Genomic DNA, 14,140 nt, shown 5'->3' on the forward strand with positions numbered 1-14,140 from the left:
GGAGCCGTGAGCGTGTGGAGCGAACTGACCGGTCAAGACGCGGCGATCGCCGTGTTCCGGGCGGCGGCCGAGGCTGCGCGCGGCGGCGGCCGCGAGGCATCCGCCGGTGCGTCGCAGCAGATGACGCATTCGTGGCTCGTGACCGGCCCACCCGGCTCGGGGCGCTCCAATCTCGCGTACGCCTTCGCGACGGCGCTCATCTCGGGTGATCCCGACGGCGACGAGACCACGCGCATCCAGGTCGACGTGCGCAGTCACCCCGATCTGCACGTGCTCGCGACCGAGGGCGTGATCATCAAGCGCGACGATGTGCGCGACATCGTGAAACGCTCGCACTACGCGCCCTCGATCGGCCGGCATCGCGTGATCATCGTCGAAGACGCCGACCGCATGACCGAGCAGACCTCGAACTTCCTGTTGAAGGAGCTCGAAGAGCCGCCCGAGCGCACCGTCTGGATCCTCTGCGCGCCGAGCGAGGCCGACCTGATCCCGACGATCCGCTCGCGGGTGCGCTCGGTGCGCCTCCAGGTGCCGAGCGTCGCCGACGTCGCCGGGTTGCTGGTGCGCCGCGACGGCGTCGACGCCGAGCTCGCCGAACGCGCCGCTCGCGAGGCGCAGAGCCACATCGGCATGGCGCACCGGCTCGCGACCAACTCCGAGGCGCGCGATCGCCGTGCCGAGACCCTCCAACTCGCCCTGCGGGTGCGCTCGACGGCGACCGCGGTGATGACCGCGGCGCGGTACCTCGAGATCGCCGGCGACGACGCGAAGGCGATCACCGAACTCCGCGACGCGGAGGAGCGCGAGCACGCGCTGCACTCGCTCGGCATCGCCCCGGGGCAGGCGGTGCCGCCGGCGCTCCGTCCGCAGATCAAAGCGCTCGAAGACGACCAGAAGCGGCGGGCGACACGGAGTCTCCGCGACGGAATCGACCGCATCCTCGTCGACCTCGCGTCGCTCTACCGCGACATCCTGCTCGTGCAGCTGGCCGCCGAGGTGCCGCTCGTCAATCGCGAGCTGCTGCCGGGCATCGAGCAGGCCGCCGCCGCGGCGACGCCGGCACGAACGCTCGCCACGCTCGACGCCGTCCAGGTCGCCCGCACCCGCATCGAGGGCAATGTGCAGCCCGCCCTCGCGCTCGAGGCGATGCTCGTCGCAGCAGTCCGAACCACCGACCACGAACGAGGAGCCGCATGAGCGCACCCAGCACCGTCCGACGATTGCAGGCTGAGGGGTCGAACGGGCGGATGCAGCGGGGCCGGCGCGCGGCGGCGATCGGCGTGGCACTCGCCGCCGTGCTCGCGCTGAGCGCCTGCGTGCCCTCCTTCTTCGAGCAGACGGCGCCGGTGTCGACCCCCACCGGCGAAGAGGTCTCGGCCGAGCTCGAGCCGTTCTACACCCAGGTCCTCGAGTGGGAGCGCTGCGGCGACGGCATGGGCTGCACCACCGCGAAGGCCCCGCTCGACTGGAGCGACCCCTCGGCGGGCGAGATCGACCTCGCCGTGGTGCGGCACGTTGCGAGCGGGGAGAAGATCGGTTCGCTGCTTGTGAACCCGGGAGGCCCTGGCGGCTCGGGCTACGACTTCGTGTTCGACACGCTCGACTATGCCGTCGGCGAGCCCCTGCAGGAGCGCTTCGACATCGTCGGATTCGACCCCCGCGGGGTTGGGCGCTCCTCGGCCGTCGCCTGTTACGACGCCGCCGAGATGGACGACTACCTCTACGACATCGCGCCAGGTGAGCGCGGCAGTGACGAGTGGATCGAGGCCGTGGGCAGCGCTGCGGCCGACTTCGGGGCGGCGTGCGCGGAGAACACCGGCGAGCTCCTCCCGAACGTCGACACCGTGAGCGCCGCCCGCGACATGGACCTCCTGCGCGCGATCCTCGGCGACGAGCAGCTGAACTACCTCGGCTTCTCGTACGGCACCTTTCTCGGGGCGACGTACGCCGGGCTCTACCCCGAGAAGGTCGGCCGGCTCGTGCTCGATGGAGCGATCGACCCCTCCGCGAGCGACTTCGAGGTCTCGAAGGCGCAGGCCGTCGGCTTCGAACGTGCGCTCGACGCGTACCTCGACGACTGCCTCTCCACCGACGAGTGCCCATTCGACGGCACCGTCGACGAGTCGCGCGACGAGATCGGCCGCCTGCTCGCCTCGGTCGACCAGAGCCCCCTGCGCGGCAGCGACGGTCGCATGGTGGGTGCGAACACCCTTCTGACCGCGATCATCTACCCGCTCTACAGCGCCGACACCTGGCCCTACCTCAGTGACATGCTCGAGGCGACGATGTTCGGTGACGCCGACCCCGCGCTCGCCTTCGCCGACGGCTACAACGGGCGCAACCCCGACGGCACGTATCTCGACAACTCGACCGAGGCCTTCCGGGCGATCAACTGCCTCGACTACACCTACCAGTCCGACGTGGCCGTCATGCGCGAGTCGGCGGCGGCGATCGCCGAGGCCGCCCCGACGATCGGCCCCTACATGGGCTACGGAGACCTGAGCTGCATCAACTGGCCCTACCAGTCCGATCGCGAGCGGGCCGAGATCCACGCCGAGGGCGCCGCGCCGATCATGGTCGTCGGCACGACGGGCGACCCCGCGACTCCGTACGAGTGGGCGGTCGCGCTCGCCGATCAGCTCGAGAGCGGCGTACTCGTCAGCTACGAGGGCGAGGGGCACACGGCGTACAACAAATCGAACTCCTGCGTCGACGACGCCGTCGAGGGGTACCTCATCGAGGGAACGGTACCGGAGGGCGATCCCGAGTGCTGATCGAGGTGCGGATGCCTCGCGGCAGGCGCCGCGAGCCGTCCGCACCTCGGCGGCGGTGGTCAACCGGGGCCTCGTGCATCCGCTACTATTGACTCTCGTGCCAGTCGGTGCGCCTCGCGCCGGTCGTCACGCCGCCTTAGCTCAGTCGGCAGAGCGTCTCACTCGTAATGAGAAGGTCGTGGGTTCGATTCCCACAGGCGGCTCCGACACGAAGCCCGGAACCACGCAGACTGCATGATTCCGGGCTTCTTCGTTGGAGGTCGGCTCGAGGGGGTCGATCCCGTTACGGCGTCGCTGTCGCGTCCGTCGAATCCGCGGCTCCACGGCCCGGCACGATCTCGCGGTGGCAGTCTCGACCCGACGCCCACCCGGCTGCATTCCCCCGTGCGCGAGCATCCTCTCGCCGGCACACGCCTCTTCCGAGCAGTTGCCCCCGTCGGTCGTGCTGAGCGTGCAGGTGAGCCACAGGCGGCGCCGAGAAGGGCCCGGGTCTTGGCAGGATCCAGGGGTCTGGGCCCTTCGTCGTCCCATGCAGATCGCCAGCTCTTCAGCGGAGCGCCGGCGCGAGGAGCGTCGCGTAGCTCGCGTAGCCCGTGGAGTTCGGGTGGAACGCGGCCGTGGTGTTGAAGATGCTGAACGCGTTGATCCACGGCGATGGGCTGCCGATGCCGTGCCCGGCGAAGGCCGCCTCCACGTCGACGAAAGTCGCGCCGTTCGCAGCCGAGGCCGCTTCGAGTTCGTCGTTCAACGCACTCGTGTCGGTGTTGACGCGTGCCGCGTACGCGTACTGCGAGGGCAGATGGAAGAGCTGGGGGTAGCCCGCGACGACGATCTTCGCCTCGGCGCCGACCTTCGCGCGGATGGCCTGGATGAGCGAGGCGACCCGGTCGTACATCGTGTCGTCGCTCACCATGCTCTCTGCGACGGCGAGATCCGCTTCGCAGGCGGTGGTCGAGACGAACACGAAGCAGTTCTGCATCACCGCGGCGAAGCCGACGTCGTTGCCGCCGATGGTCAGGGTCACGCGTCGCGTGCCGGCCGGGATCGCCGGAACCTGCGCGACGAGGGCCTCGACGGTGGAGGCCCCGCCGCAGGCGGGGAAGGCGGTCAATTTCAACGCGCGGCTCGCGTCGAGTCGCTTCGGGTAGCTGTTGTTGCTCCGGTAACAGCTCGTGTCGAGGTAGCTGCCACCGCCCTGGCCGGAGGCGAACGAGTCGCCGAGCGCGACGTACGCGAGCTCCTTCGAGCCGCCGCCACCACCGCCCGGCTTGCCGCCGCCCTTCGCGGCGAACGCCGGACCGGCACCCGCCAGTGCGAGGGCCGTGATGACGACGGCCGCAGCTGCACCGGCGAGAATGCGCCGCGCGTTCACGACGCCACCGCCACGAGGTAGGCGGCGTGCACAACGTTCGTGTACGCGGCGTACCCGGCGGCGTTCGGGTGCAGGAACGTGATCGGGTCGCCCGGGTTCTGGCCGAGCCACGGGTCGGCGCTGCCGGCGCCGTGGTCGGCGAACGCTTCGGTCACGTCGACATAGCCGACCGGGACGGCCTGAGCGAGGCTCGCCACCGCGCCGGCGATGTTCGCGTTGAGCAGGCCGACGGCGTCGTTGATCTGTTGCGGCAGCCCGGGCACGACGTCGTCGAAGGGCAGCGGATAGCCGGTGACGAGGATGTCGGTGCGCGGGGAACGTTCGCTCACTGCGGCGATGAGCGTCGCGAGTCGCTCGCCGATGACGCCCGACTGGAGCGTGGACAGGGCCTGGCCGTAGGCGAACTCGCACGAGGGCGAGGTCGGGTCGGGTGCGCATGCCGCGTAGACCGCGCCGACGTCGAGGTCGCCGGCGCCTGCCGTGATCGTGACGAGCGTCGTGCCCCGGTTGACCTGGCCGAGCTGGGAGTCGGCGACATCGCCGATCGAGGCTCCGCTGCACCCCGGGTTGCGGAGGAGATTGATACGGGGGAGGGCGTCAAGGCCGTTCGCATAGCCGGCGCCGGTTCGGAGACAGGCGTCGAGCGGGGTGCCCGTGCCCTGACCTGCGGCGAGCGAGTCGCCGAGCGCGACGTACTTCGCGACCGAGGTCTGCGGTGGCGCTGCCTGGGCGGGCAGTGCGATCCCGATCGGGATCGCGAGGAGGGCGACTGCGGCCGCGGCGGCGACGATGCCGTGGCGAGCCTTTCGGGTTGAAAGTGCACTCATGGGCCAACGCTAGGCCCGAATTGAGGAATCCACAGCAACCCAGATGTGGGGGTGGGGCTGCTCTGCGCGGAACTCGCCGTATTCTGGCCGGATGACCGAATCTCTGCGCTGGGGCATCCTCGCGACCGGCGGAATCGCCCGACTCTTCGTCAACGATCTCAAGCTCAACGGATTCGATGTGCGGGCGGTCGGCTCGCGCAACGAGGCATCCGCGGCGCGCTTCGCTCAGGAATTCGGAATCCCGCGGGTGCACGGCAGCTACGAATCGCTCGTCGCCGACCCCGAGGTCGACGTCGTCTACATCGCGACCCCGCACCCCATGCACGCGGCGAACGCGACGCTCGCCCTCGAGGCGGGCAAGCACGTGCTCGTCGAGAAGGCGTTCACGCTCACCGCGCGGGAGGCCAGGCAGATCGCCGAGACCGCCGAGGCCAGGGGGCTCCTCGCGCTCGAGGCGATGTGGACCCGCTACCTGCCGCACATGATGCGGATCCGCGAACTCGTCGCGTCGGGAGCGATCGGCGAGCCGCGAACGCTCATGGCCGACCATACGCAGCTGCTGTCCGAGGACCCGGCCCACCGGCTCAACTCGCTCGAGCTCGGTGGAGGGGCGCTCCTCGACCTCGGCATCTACCCGATCTCGTTCGCCTGGGATCTCTTCGGCGCCCCCGCCGGGGTCCGTTCCTCGGCGACATTCAAACCGACCGGGGCCGACGCGCAGGTCGCGACGATCTTCACCTACGGCGGCGGACGCATCGCCACGACGCTCTCCGCTTCGAACACCCGTGGGCCGAACACGGCGGCGGTGCTCGGCACCGAGGCGCGTATCGAGATCGATCCGATCTGGTACGCGCCGACGACCTTCAGGCTGATCCGCCCCGACGGAGAGGTCCTCGAGGAGTACGTGTCCGAGGTGAACGGCCGCGGCATGCACTACCAGGCGGCGGCGCTCGAACGACTCGTCGCCGAAGGGCGCACCGATGGCGGAGACATCCTGCCGACGCGGCAGAGCGTCGCGATCATGGAGACGCTCGACCTCATTCGCGAGCAGATCGGCCTGCGCTACCCGGGGGAGTGAACGTCGATCAGGGATCGCCCTGATCCGACCCCGAATCATCCTCTGGACGGATGGTGCTGTGCTCCGATGCGTCGATAGGCTCGCCGGAGCGCCTCCCTGCCGACGCGGGTTCACGCGCACCGACCCGAAGGAGCCCCCGTGTCTGCACGTCGCCCTGTCCTCGGCATCACCGCCCTCACCGCGGTCGCGTTGCTCGCCCTCACGGGCTGCGCCGGCGGACCCGCCGGCGGAGCGGAGAAGCTCAGCTACGAAGACAGCCCGCTCACGAAGTACCTCGAGCCGGTCAACGGCACGTGGGACGAGGAACGGATCATCGCCGACCAGAAGAAGGTCGAGGAGTTCAAGGCCGAGTGCATGGCCGAAGAGGGGTTCGAGTACACGCCCGTCGACCAGTCGCAGAACATGGGCTTCATGGACGAGGACGAGATGGCCGAGCGCGAGACCGAGGAGTGGGTCGCCGCGAACGGATGGGGCTTCGTGCAGACCCAGGAGGAGATGGACGCCCAGCAGGAGGAGGCCGAGGAGTTCGTCGACCCGAACCAGCCCTACGTCGAGTCGCTCTCGCCAACCGAGCAGGAGGCCTACTACGCCACCCTCTACGGCGTGCCGCCGGCTGAGGAGGAGATGAACGAGGACGGCTCCTACGAGTACAACTGGGAGACCGCCGGCTGCGATGGCGCGGCGCAGCACGAACTCCAGGGCGAGAACTACTGGGAGGACGAGGAATTCGCCGACCTCACCGAGGCGATGGGCGCCCTCTGGGAGGGGCTCGCGAAGCAGCCCGACATGCTCGCGCTCGATGAGAAGTGGTCGGCGTGCATGGCCGACGCCGAGTACCCCGACCTCAAGACCCGCAGCGATGCGCAGACCTCGATCATGGACGAACAGAACGCCTTCTGGGAGGGCGAGAACGCCGAGGGACCGAGCGAAGAGCAGCTCGCCGAGCTGAAGCAGAAGGAGATCGACATCGCGGTCGCCGACTTCCGCTGCGCCGAGAAGCTCGACTACCAGAACACGCAGCTGAAGGCGCAGTTCGCGCTCGAGGAGCAGTTCATCGAAGACAACGAGTCCGAGCTCGATGCGCTGCTCGCCGCGTACAGCAAGGGCGACGAGTGATTCGCAGACCTCGCGCGGGCGGAGCCGGCGAGACGGGTGCGACGGGCGAGGCCAGCACGAGCGACGAGGCGGGCGCCGCCGCGGGCGGTGACGCGTCGGATGCCACGGCCGTCGGATTCGACGAGCTCGTCGCCGCCGAGGCATCCGAACCGACCGAGAACTCACCCGCAGAGCCCGTCGACCCCGCGGTGCAGGGCTGGCGGCGCGTGCTCCGCGGCAACCGGGTGCTGTGGGTGCTCGCGGCGGTCGCCGTCGCCTCGCTCGTCGCCGGCGTCGGCCTGAGCTTCCTCATCGTCTCCCCGGGCCAGGCCGCCGCCGACGCTGCGGCCCCCGATGCCGGGCCCATCACGGTGCCGGTCGAACTGCGTTCGCTCTCGAACGACGTCACCATCCGCGGCGACGCGGCGTTCGCCGATTCCGTCGAGGTGAAGCTCGAGACGGGCGATCTCGGCGGTCCCGCCGTCGTCACCGGTCGTGTGCCCGAGGTCGGTGCGACCCTCGGCCCCGCCGCGATCGCCCTCGAGGTCACCGGCCGACCGGTCATCGTGCTGCCGGGCGAGCTGCCGGCCTACCGCACCCTGCGCGCCGGGCTCTCCGGACCGGACGTCACCCAGCTCAAGCAGGCGCTGCAGGCCGTGGGCATCGACCCCGGCGACGTCGGCTCGAACGTCTTCGACTCGGCGACCGCCGCAGGCGTCGCCGCACTCTACGACAAGGTGGGTTATCCGCTGCCCGAGGCGCCCGAAGGCACCGCCGACACGGTGCGCTCGGCGCGGGAGTCCGTGACCGGTGCCGAAGAGGCGGTCGCCTCGGCAGAGCGCGCGCTCGCCGGTGCCGAGTCGGGCCCGTCGTCGGTGGAGCGCGTGCAACTCGAGAACGCCGTGCGCGCCGCCGAGCGGGCCCTCGCCGCGGCGAAAGCCCAAGGCGACGCCGTCGCGATCGGCGATGCCGAAGACGCCCTGAAGCTCGCGCGGGTCGAGCGCGACGCCGGCCTCGCGCCGCGCGATGCGAGCGCCGAGCGAGCGGCGCTCGAGTCGGCCCGCTCGCAGCTCGGCGACGCCTACGAACTCCTCGAGGAGGCCGAGACCGGCACCCTCGCCTTCCTCCCGGTCAGCGAGGTGCTCTACCTGCAAGACCTGCCGCGCCGGGTCGACGAGGTCATGGTCGAACGCGGGAGCATCGTGCAGTCCGCAGCGATGCTCGTGTCGGGTGCGACGCTCGCGATCAACGCCTCAGCGGCCGAGAGCGACGCGAAGCTGCTGACGGTCGGCGACGTGGCGACCCTCGCCATGCCCGACGGCTCGGAGCTCGCGGCCGCGATCACCTCCGTCGAACCGCGCAAGGCCGAAGGCGGCGAGGCCGCCGAGTCGGGGCCGCGCTACGACGTGGTGCTCGCGCCGACGAAACCGAGCGATGCGCAGGTCGAGGCACTGCGAGGGCAGAACGTGCGCGTGAAGATCTCGATCGGGGCGACCGAGGGCGAGGTGCTCGCGGTTCCGCTCGCGGCGCTCACCGCCGGGCCCGGCGGCGAATCGCGCGTCGAAGTGCACGACGGCGACGAGACCCGGCTGGTCGAGGTCGAGACGGGCCTCTCGGCCGAGGGCTTCGTCGAGATCGCCGGCGAGATCGCCGAGGGCGACCTCGTCGTGGTGGGCCGATGAGCCAGGCCCCCGTGGTCGAGCTCATCGATGTCACCCGCTCCTTCCCCGGTCCGCCCGAGGTGCAGGCGCTGAAGGGCGTCAACCTCGCGATCGACCGGGGCGACTACCTCTCGATCGTGGGCCCGAGCGGTTCGGGCAAGTCGACGCTGCTCAACGTGTTGGGCCTGCTCGACCGGCCGACCGTCGGCGAGTACCGGCTCGGCGGGGTGCTCACCGCCGCGCTCGACGAGGAGGCGCGCGCCGGACTCCGGGCGCGCACCATCGGCTTCGTGTTCCAGGCCTTCCATCTGCTGCCCCGCCGCACGGTGCTCGACAACGTGCTCCTCGCCACCCTGTACAGCGGGGTGCCGCGTCGCGAGCGGATGCCTCGGGCGAAGGCCGCCCTCGACCGGGTGGGGCTCGCGCACCGAATGGACTTCCTGCCGACGACCCTCTCGGGCGGCGAACGTCAGCGCGTCGCCGTGGCCCGGGCCGTGATGGCCTCGCCCGAGCTCATCCTCGCCGACGAACCCACCGGCAACCTCGACCAGCAGACCTCGGGCGAGGTGATGGACCTCTTCGAGGAGCTCAACGCCGACGGGCTGAGCCTCGTCGTCATCACGCACGACCAGCACGTCGCCGACCGGGCGCGGCGAAGCATCCGCATCGCCGACGGGCGGGTGAGCGAGCTGTGACACGATCGATCCTCCGGCGGTTCCGGCGTCGCGCGGCGACCGAGGGCGACGGATCGGCGACCGACGACTCGGCCACCGAGAGAGACGGCTCGGCGTCCGAGGGCGACGGCGCGGTCACCGACGGCGACGCCTCGGTGACCGACGGCGCGCGCGACGCCGCCGCCCTGCCTGCCGTCGCGCGCGCCGACCGATTCACCAACCAAGACCTGCTCGTCGAGGTGAGTCACGGCATCGGCGGCCACACCGGCCGACTCGTGATGACGACGCTCGGCACCGTGCTCGGCATCGCGTCGCTCGTTGTCACGATCGGCTTCGCGCAGACCGCCGCGGGGCAGATCAGCCGTCAGTTCGACGCCGTCGCCGCGACGCAGGCGGTCGTGAAGCCCGAGACCGCGAACTCGGGCGGCGACGAAGTCGCGACGTCGACCCTTCCGTGGGATTCGCCGGCGCGGGTCGAGCGACTGAACGGCGTCGAACGCGCCGGGCTCATCGGCGAGGTGCCGATCGGCGAGCTCCAGATCACGGCCGTGCCGATCAACGACCCATCTGCGCCCGAGGTGCTGAGCCCGACGCTGCTCGCCACTTCGCCCGGGTTGCTCGACGCCGTGCGCGGCGAGGTGCGGGCCGGGCGCTACTTCGACGACGGGCACGACTCCCGTGCCGATCGGGTCGCCGTGATCGGCGTGCGGGCCGCCGAGAAGCTCGGCATCAATCGCGTCGACAGCCAGCCCTCGATCTTCATCGGCGAGCGCCCGTACACCGTCATCGGCATCGTCGACGGCATGGAGCGCCGGCCCGACCTGCTCGACTCGGTGATCCTCCCGCTCGGCACGGCACGGGCCGACTTCGGCCTGCGCAGTGCGAGCGAACTCCAACTGCGCATCGATGCCGGCGCGGGGCCGCTCGTCGCGAAGCAGGCGCCGATCGCGCTCGACCCCAACGCCCCCGAGAACTTCGACGTGCAGGCCCCGCGCTCGGGCTCGTCGTTGCAGGAGAGCGTGCAGGCCGACATCAACGTGGTCTTCCTCATCCTGGGGGTGATCGCCCTGCTCGCCGGCGGGCTCGGCATCGCGAACGTCACCCTGCTCTCGGTGTCGGAGCGCACGGGAGAGATCGGGCTGCGACGTGCCCTCGGGGCGACCAGTCGGCAGATCGCGCGGCAGTTCATGGTCGAATCGGTCGTGATCGGCCTGCTCGGCGGGCTCATCGGGGCCGCGGTCGGCGTGTTCGCCGTCGTCGTCGTCGCGCTCGTGCAGCAGTGGACGCCCATCATCGACCTGCCGATGGTGTTCGGCGCGGCGGTGCTCGGCGCGGTCGTGGGCCTCGGCGCCGGGGCGTACCCGGCGCGCAAGGCCTCGCGCATCGAGCCGATCGCCGCCCTGCGCGCCGGCGTCTGAGCGTCGGTCCCCGGGTGTTCCTCAGGAGCGACGGGGTGTTTCTCAGGAGGGCGGCGGCGGTGCCGCGGCGCCGATCGGCGGCTGTCCGGGGCACAGATGGCCGCTGTGGCATCCGGGTCTCCTGAGAAAACACCCGAAAACCCGACCCCGCTCCTGAGAAACCGGGGTGCCGGGGGTGGAGGTACGGCGCGTACAATTCCCGCGTGATCGATGAGACGGATGCCACGGGGGCGACGTCGCCCGAGCGTGGCGGCGCCGCGGCATCCGTGCTCGCCTTCATCACGCGGCACCGGCTGCCGCTCGCGATCGCCTCGGGCGTGCTCGCCCTCGCGCTGCTCGGCGGCGGCGCGGTCGCGCTCGGGGTCGCGGTCGCGCCCGAGCAGACGACCGCCGCCGCGGTGCCGAGCGAGACGCCGACGCCGACCCCCGAGGCCCGCCCGGTGCCCGAGTCCGCCGCGGCGGTGAGCCGCGTGCGCACCTGCTCGGTCGCCGAGGCGGCCGCCGACCCCCGCCTCGCGAACCTGCAGGCGCAGGTGATGAAGGCGTCGACCGGCGAGGTGCTCTACGACCGCGGCGGCACGACGCCGTCACGCACCGCGAGCGTCATGAAGGTGCTCACCTCGGCGGCGGCGCTCTCGGTGCTCGGGCCCGATCACCGCGCGGCCACGACCGTCGTCAAGGGTGCGGAGCCCGGGTCGATCGTGCTCGTCGGCGGTGGCGACGTGACGCTCTCGCGCACGCCGTCGGGCGACGAGACCGCGTACCCGGGTGCGGCGCACCTCGACGAGCTGGCCCGTCAGGTCGAGGAGGCTTGGGCCGCCGATCCCGCCAATCCGCCGATCACGAAGCTGATCCTCGACGCGAGCTTTTTCGGCGGCGAGGAGTGGCAACCGAGCTGGGACCTCGTCGAGCGTGAAGACGGCTACATGTCGCTCATCACGGCGCTCATGGTCGACGGCGACCGCGATGATCCGTACTCGAACACCTCCTGGCGCAGCGATGACCCCATCGGCCGTGCGGGCCAGGCCTTCGCCGACGAGCTCGGCGGCGTCGGCACCATCGAACGCGGCACAGCGCCCGCCGGGGCGACGCAGTTGGGGCAGGTGGTCTCGCCGCCGGTCTCGGCGCTCGTCGACAAGGCGCTCGTCGTCTCCGACAACACCGTCGCCGAGATGCTCGCGCGACTCGTCGCGATCGAGACCGGCTCGGGCAACGACTTCGCGGCGATCAATGCGGGCGTGCTCGAGGGGCTCGGGCACTACGGGGTCGACACTGCGGGTGTCGTGGTGGTCGACGGTTCGGGACTCTCCGACGACAACGCGGTGCCGCCCTCGTACCTCACCCGGCTGTTCGTGAAGATCAACGCGCGCGAGGCGAACCTCGGGTACCTGCTCGACTCGCTGCCGGTGTCGGGCGAGCGGGGCTCCCTCGCCTACGACGACCGGTTCTGGGGCGACAACGCCGTGGCCGACGGGAGCGTCATCGCCAAGACGGGGTGGATCAACACGGGCTACACCCTCTCGGGCGTGATCCGCGCCGAGGACGGCACCGACCTCACCTTCGCGATCTACGCACTGGGCGACGTCACCGATGAGGCGAAGACCGCGATCGACACGCTCGCCACGGGCTTCTACCTCTGCGGGGACAACCTCTCGAACCAGTAGGCGCCAACCGGGGCACTCCCGGGTTTACAGGACATCGGGGCGTTTACAGGACGAGTTGGGGGTCGAAGCGTCCTGCACATCGGCAGATGTCCTGTAAACCCGGGGGACGAGGGGGAGCCGGAGGGGGAGAATGGAGCCATGACCCGCGCGCTGTTCATCATCGACGTTCAGAACGACTTCACCGAGGGCGGGGCGCTCGGCGTCGCAGGCGGCGCCGCCGTCGCCGCCGGCGTGAGCGAGCTGCTCGCCCGCCACCGCGGTGCCTACGAGCTCGTCGTCGCCTCACGTGACTGGCACTCGGGCGAGGGCGACAACGGCGGCCATTTCGCCACCGACGCCGAGCCCGACTTCATCGACACCTGGCCGCCCCACTGCCTCGCCGGAACGATGGGCGCCGAGTACCACCCGGCGTTCGCGACCGACGAGGTCGACGTGCACATCCGCAAGGGGCAGGGCGTTCCGGCGTACTCGATCTACGAGGGCACCGACGACGCGGGCGACACGATCAGCGAGCTCCTCGCCCGGCACGGCATCACCGACGTCGACGTCGTCGGCCTCGCGACCGACTACTGCGTGCGGGCCAGCGCGCTCGACGCGCTGGAGCACGGGCAGCACGTGCGCGTGCTCACCGACCTCGTCGCGGGCGTCGCGGCGGAGTCGTCGGCCGCCGCCCTCGCCGAGCTCGGCCACGCCGGGGCGCTGATCGCGACCTCGAGCGTCGTCGCCGAGGCATCCGGGTCGGCCGAATGATCGCGACGGATGCCTCGCGCCCGCCGCTGCTGCACGCCGAGAGCGCCGACGGGGTGCTCATCGGCTACCGCGTGCACCGCGCCCCGGATCGCGACGCCTCGTCGCCGCCCGTGCTGCTCGTGCACGGCTTCGCCTCCGACTCGCGCATCACGTGGGAGGGCACGGGCTGGGTGAAGGCGCTCACCGACGCCGGTCGCGAGGTCGTAACCCTCGATCTGCGCGGCCACGGCGACAGCGACAAGCCGGTCACGGCCGCAGAATACGCACCGCTGCGGCTCGGCGCCGACCTCGCCGCCGTGCTCGATTCCGCGGGCGTGCCCGTCGCCGACGCGGTCGGCTATTCGATGGGATGCCGCGTCGTCTCGGCGCTCGCGGCGATCGCCCCCGAACGGCTGCGACGGGTCGTGCTCGGCGGGGCGGGGCCGAACGAGCTGTTCGCCTCGTGGGCGATCGACGAGGTGCGCGCGCTCCTTCTCGACGACCGGCCGAGCGAGAACCGGGTCATCGAGCAGGTGCTGCGGCCGGCGATCGACGCGGGCGCCGATCGAGAGGCGCTCCTCGCCGTCGTCGAGGGGGTCTCTGGCGCCCCGCTCGGCATCCCCGGTACGATCCCGACGCTCTTCGTCGCGGGCGAGAATGACCCGGTGCCTGCGGGAGTGCAGCAGCTCGCCCTCGACTGGGGCGTCGACCTCGTCTCGGTACCGGGCCGCGATCACGTCGCGACGCTCACCTCGCGGGTGTTCAAGGACGCGGCGATCGGGTTCCTGCGCGACTGACGGCGGCCGGTGCTTGCACCGGGTGTCCGCGAGCAGCTGTACATCTTGTAC

Annotated in this window: 12 protein-coding genes and 1 tRNA gene; 11 read left to right on the forward strand and 2 right to left on the reverse strand. The window is 71.1% G+C overall.

From position 1 onward, the window contains the following. Window positions 1-6 precede the first annotated feature (6 nt). From H516_RS0116285 to H516_RS0116295, 3 genes are all read left to right on the forward strand, one after another. Entirely contained in the window at window positions 7-1,197 is a 1,191-nt protein-coding gene (locus H516_RS0116285) for a DNA polymerase III subunit delta' (RefSeq protein WP_022890769.1), read from the forward strand. Next, a complete protein-coding gene (locus H516_RS0116290; protein ID WP_084620749.1) occupies window positions 1,194-2,774 on the forward strand; it encodes an alpha/beta hydrolase in 1,581 nt (526 codons plus the stop codon). Before H516_RS0116285 ends, H516_RS0116290 begins: the two co-directional genes overlap by 4 nt. Before the next feature lie 130 nt (window positions 2,775-2,904). Then, a tRNA-Thr gene (locus H516_RS0116295) sits at window positions 2,905-2,977 on the forward strand. A 344-nt stretch (window positions 2,978-3,321) separates the two neighbouring features. On the opposite strand, the gene H516_RS20705 is transcribed toward H516_RS0116295, so the two are convergent. Further along, a complete protein-coding gene (locus tag H516_RS20705; RefSeq protein WP_022890771.1) occupies window positions 3,322-4,146 on the reverse strand; it encodes an SGNH/GDSL hydrolase family protein in 825 nt (274 codons plus the stop codon). Further along, window positions 4,143-4,973, reverse strand: a complete 831-nt coding sequence (locus tag H516_RS0116305; protein WP_022890772.1) for an SGNH/GDSL hydrolase family protein — start codon at window positions 4,971-4,973, stop codon at window positions 4,143-4,145. The genes H516_RS20705 and H516_RS0116305 overlap by 4 nt, the downstream gene beginning before the upstream one ends. A gap of 91 nt (window positions 4,974-5,064) precedes the next feature. Between H516_RS0116305 and H516_RS0116310 the strand changes: the two genes are divergently transcribed. The 8 genes from H516_RS0116310 (at window position 5,065) to H516_RS0116345 (ending at window position 14,089) form a co-directional block, all read left to right on the forward strand. Continuing rightward, window positions 5,065-6,051: a Gfo/Idh/MocA family protein gene (locus tag H516_RS0116310; RefSeq protein ID WP_022890773.1), complete on the forward strand. Its 987-nt coding sequence runs from the start codon at window positions 5,065-5,067 to the stop codon at window positions 6,049-6,051. A gap of 138 nt (window positions 6,052-6,189) precedes the next feature. After that, window positions 6,190-7,167 carry a hypothetical protein gene (locus H516_RS0116315; RefSeq protein ID WP_022890774.1) on the forward strand — a complete coding sequence of 326 codons (978 nt, stop codon included), beginning with the start codon at window positions 6,190-6,192 and terminating at the stop codon, window positions 7,165-7,167. Next, on the forward strand, window positions 7,164-8,828 hold the full coding sequence (locus H516_RS0116320; protein ID WP_022890775.1) for an efflux RND transporter periplasmic adaptor subunit: 1,665 nt from the start codon (window positions 7,164-7,166) through the stop codon (window positions 8,826-8,828). The genes H516_RS0116315 and H516_RS0116320 overlap by 4 nt, the downstream gene beginning before the upstream one ends. Then, complete coding sequence (locus H516_RS0116325; protein ID WP_026378915.1) at window positions 8,825-9,502, forward strand: ABC transporter ATP-binding protein; 678 nt, start codon at window positions 8,825-8,827, stop codon at window positions 9,500-9,502. The genes H516_RS0116320 and H516_RS0116325 overlap by 4 nt, the downstream gene beginning before the upstream one ends. A 134-nt stretch (window positions 9,503-9,636) precedes the next feature. Continuing rightward, on the forward strand, window positions 9,637-10,899 hold the full coding sequence (locus tag H516_RS0116330) for an ABC transporter permease (RefSeq protein ID WP_425393481.1): 1,263 nt from the start codon (window positions 9,637-9,639) through the stop codon (window positions 10,897-10,899). Window positions 10,900-11,102: 203 nt separating this feature from the next. Further along, window positions 11,103-12,563: a D-alanyl-D-alanine carboxypeptidase/D-alanyl-D-alanine-endopeptidase gene (locus H516_RS20710; RefSeq protein ID WP_022890776.1), complete on the forward strand. Its 1,461-nt coding sequence runs from the start codon at window positions 11,103-11,105 to the stop codon at window positions 12,561-12,563. A 138-nt stretch (window positions 12,564-12,701) separates the two neighbouring features. Beyond that, complete coding sequence (locus H516_RS20715) at window positions 12,702-13,313, forward strand: isochorismatase family protein (RefSeq protein ID WP_022890777.1); 612 nt, start codon at window positions 12,702-12,704, stop codon at window positions 13,311-13,313. Further along, the gene (locus H516_RS0116345; protein ID WP_022890778.1) at window positions 13,310-14,089 is read left to right on the forward strand and encodes an alpha/beta fold hydrolase; all 780 of its coding nucleotides are present in this window, start codon (window positions 13,310-13,312) and stop codon (window positions 14,087-14,089) included. Before H516_RS20715 ends, H516_RS0116345 begins: the two co-directional genes overlap by 4 nt. The last annotated feature ends 51 nt before the right edge of the window (window positions 14,090-14,140 follow it).

The organism is Agromyces italicus DSM 16388 (assembly GCF_000421545.1).
Classification (GTDB): Bacteria; Actinomycetota; Actinomycetes; order Actinomycetales; family Microbacteriaceae; genus Agromyces; species Agromyces italicus.

What these genes read in the sequence shown, in the direction of transcription:
- H516_RS0116290 (WP_084620749.1), top strand. Translation starts at nt 1,194, where the DNA reads ATGAGCGCACCCAGCACCGTCCGACGATTGCAGGCTGAGGGGTCGAAC.
- H516_RS0116345 (WP_022890778.1), top strand. Translation starts at nt 13,310, where the DNA reads ATGATCGCGACGGATGCCTCGCGCCCGCCGCTGCTGCACGCCGAGAGC.
- H516_RS0116310 (WP_022890773.1), top strand. Translation starts at nt 5,065, where the DNA reads ATGACCGAATCTCTGCGCTGGGGCATCCTCGCGACCGGCGGAATCGCC.
- H516_RS20715 (WP_022890777.1), top strand. Translation starts at nt 12,702, where the DNA reads ATGACCCGCGCGCTGTTCATCATCGACGTTCAGAACGACTTCACCGAG.
- H516_RS0116305 (WP_022890772.1), bottom strand. Translation starts at nt 4,973, where the DNA reads ATGAGTGCACTTTCAACCCGAAAGGCTCGCCACGGCATCGTCGCCGCC.
- H516_RS0116325 (WP_026378915.1), top strand. Translation starts at nt 8,825, where the DNA reads ATGAGCCAGGCCCCCGTGGTCGAGCTCATCGATGTCACCCGCTCCTTC.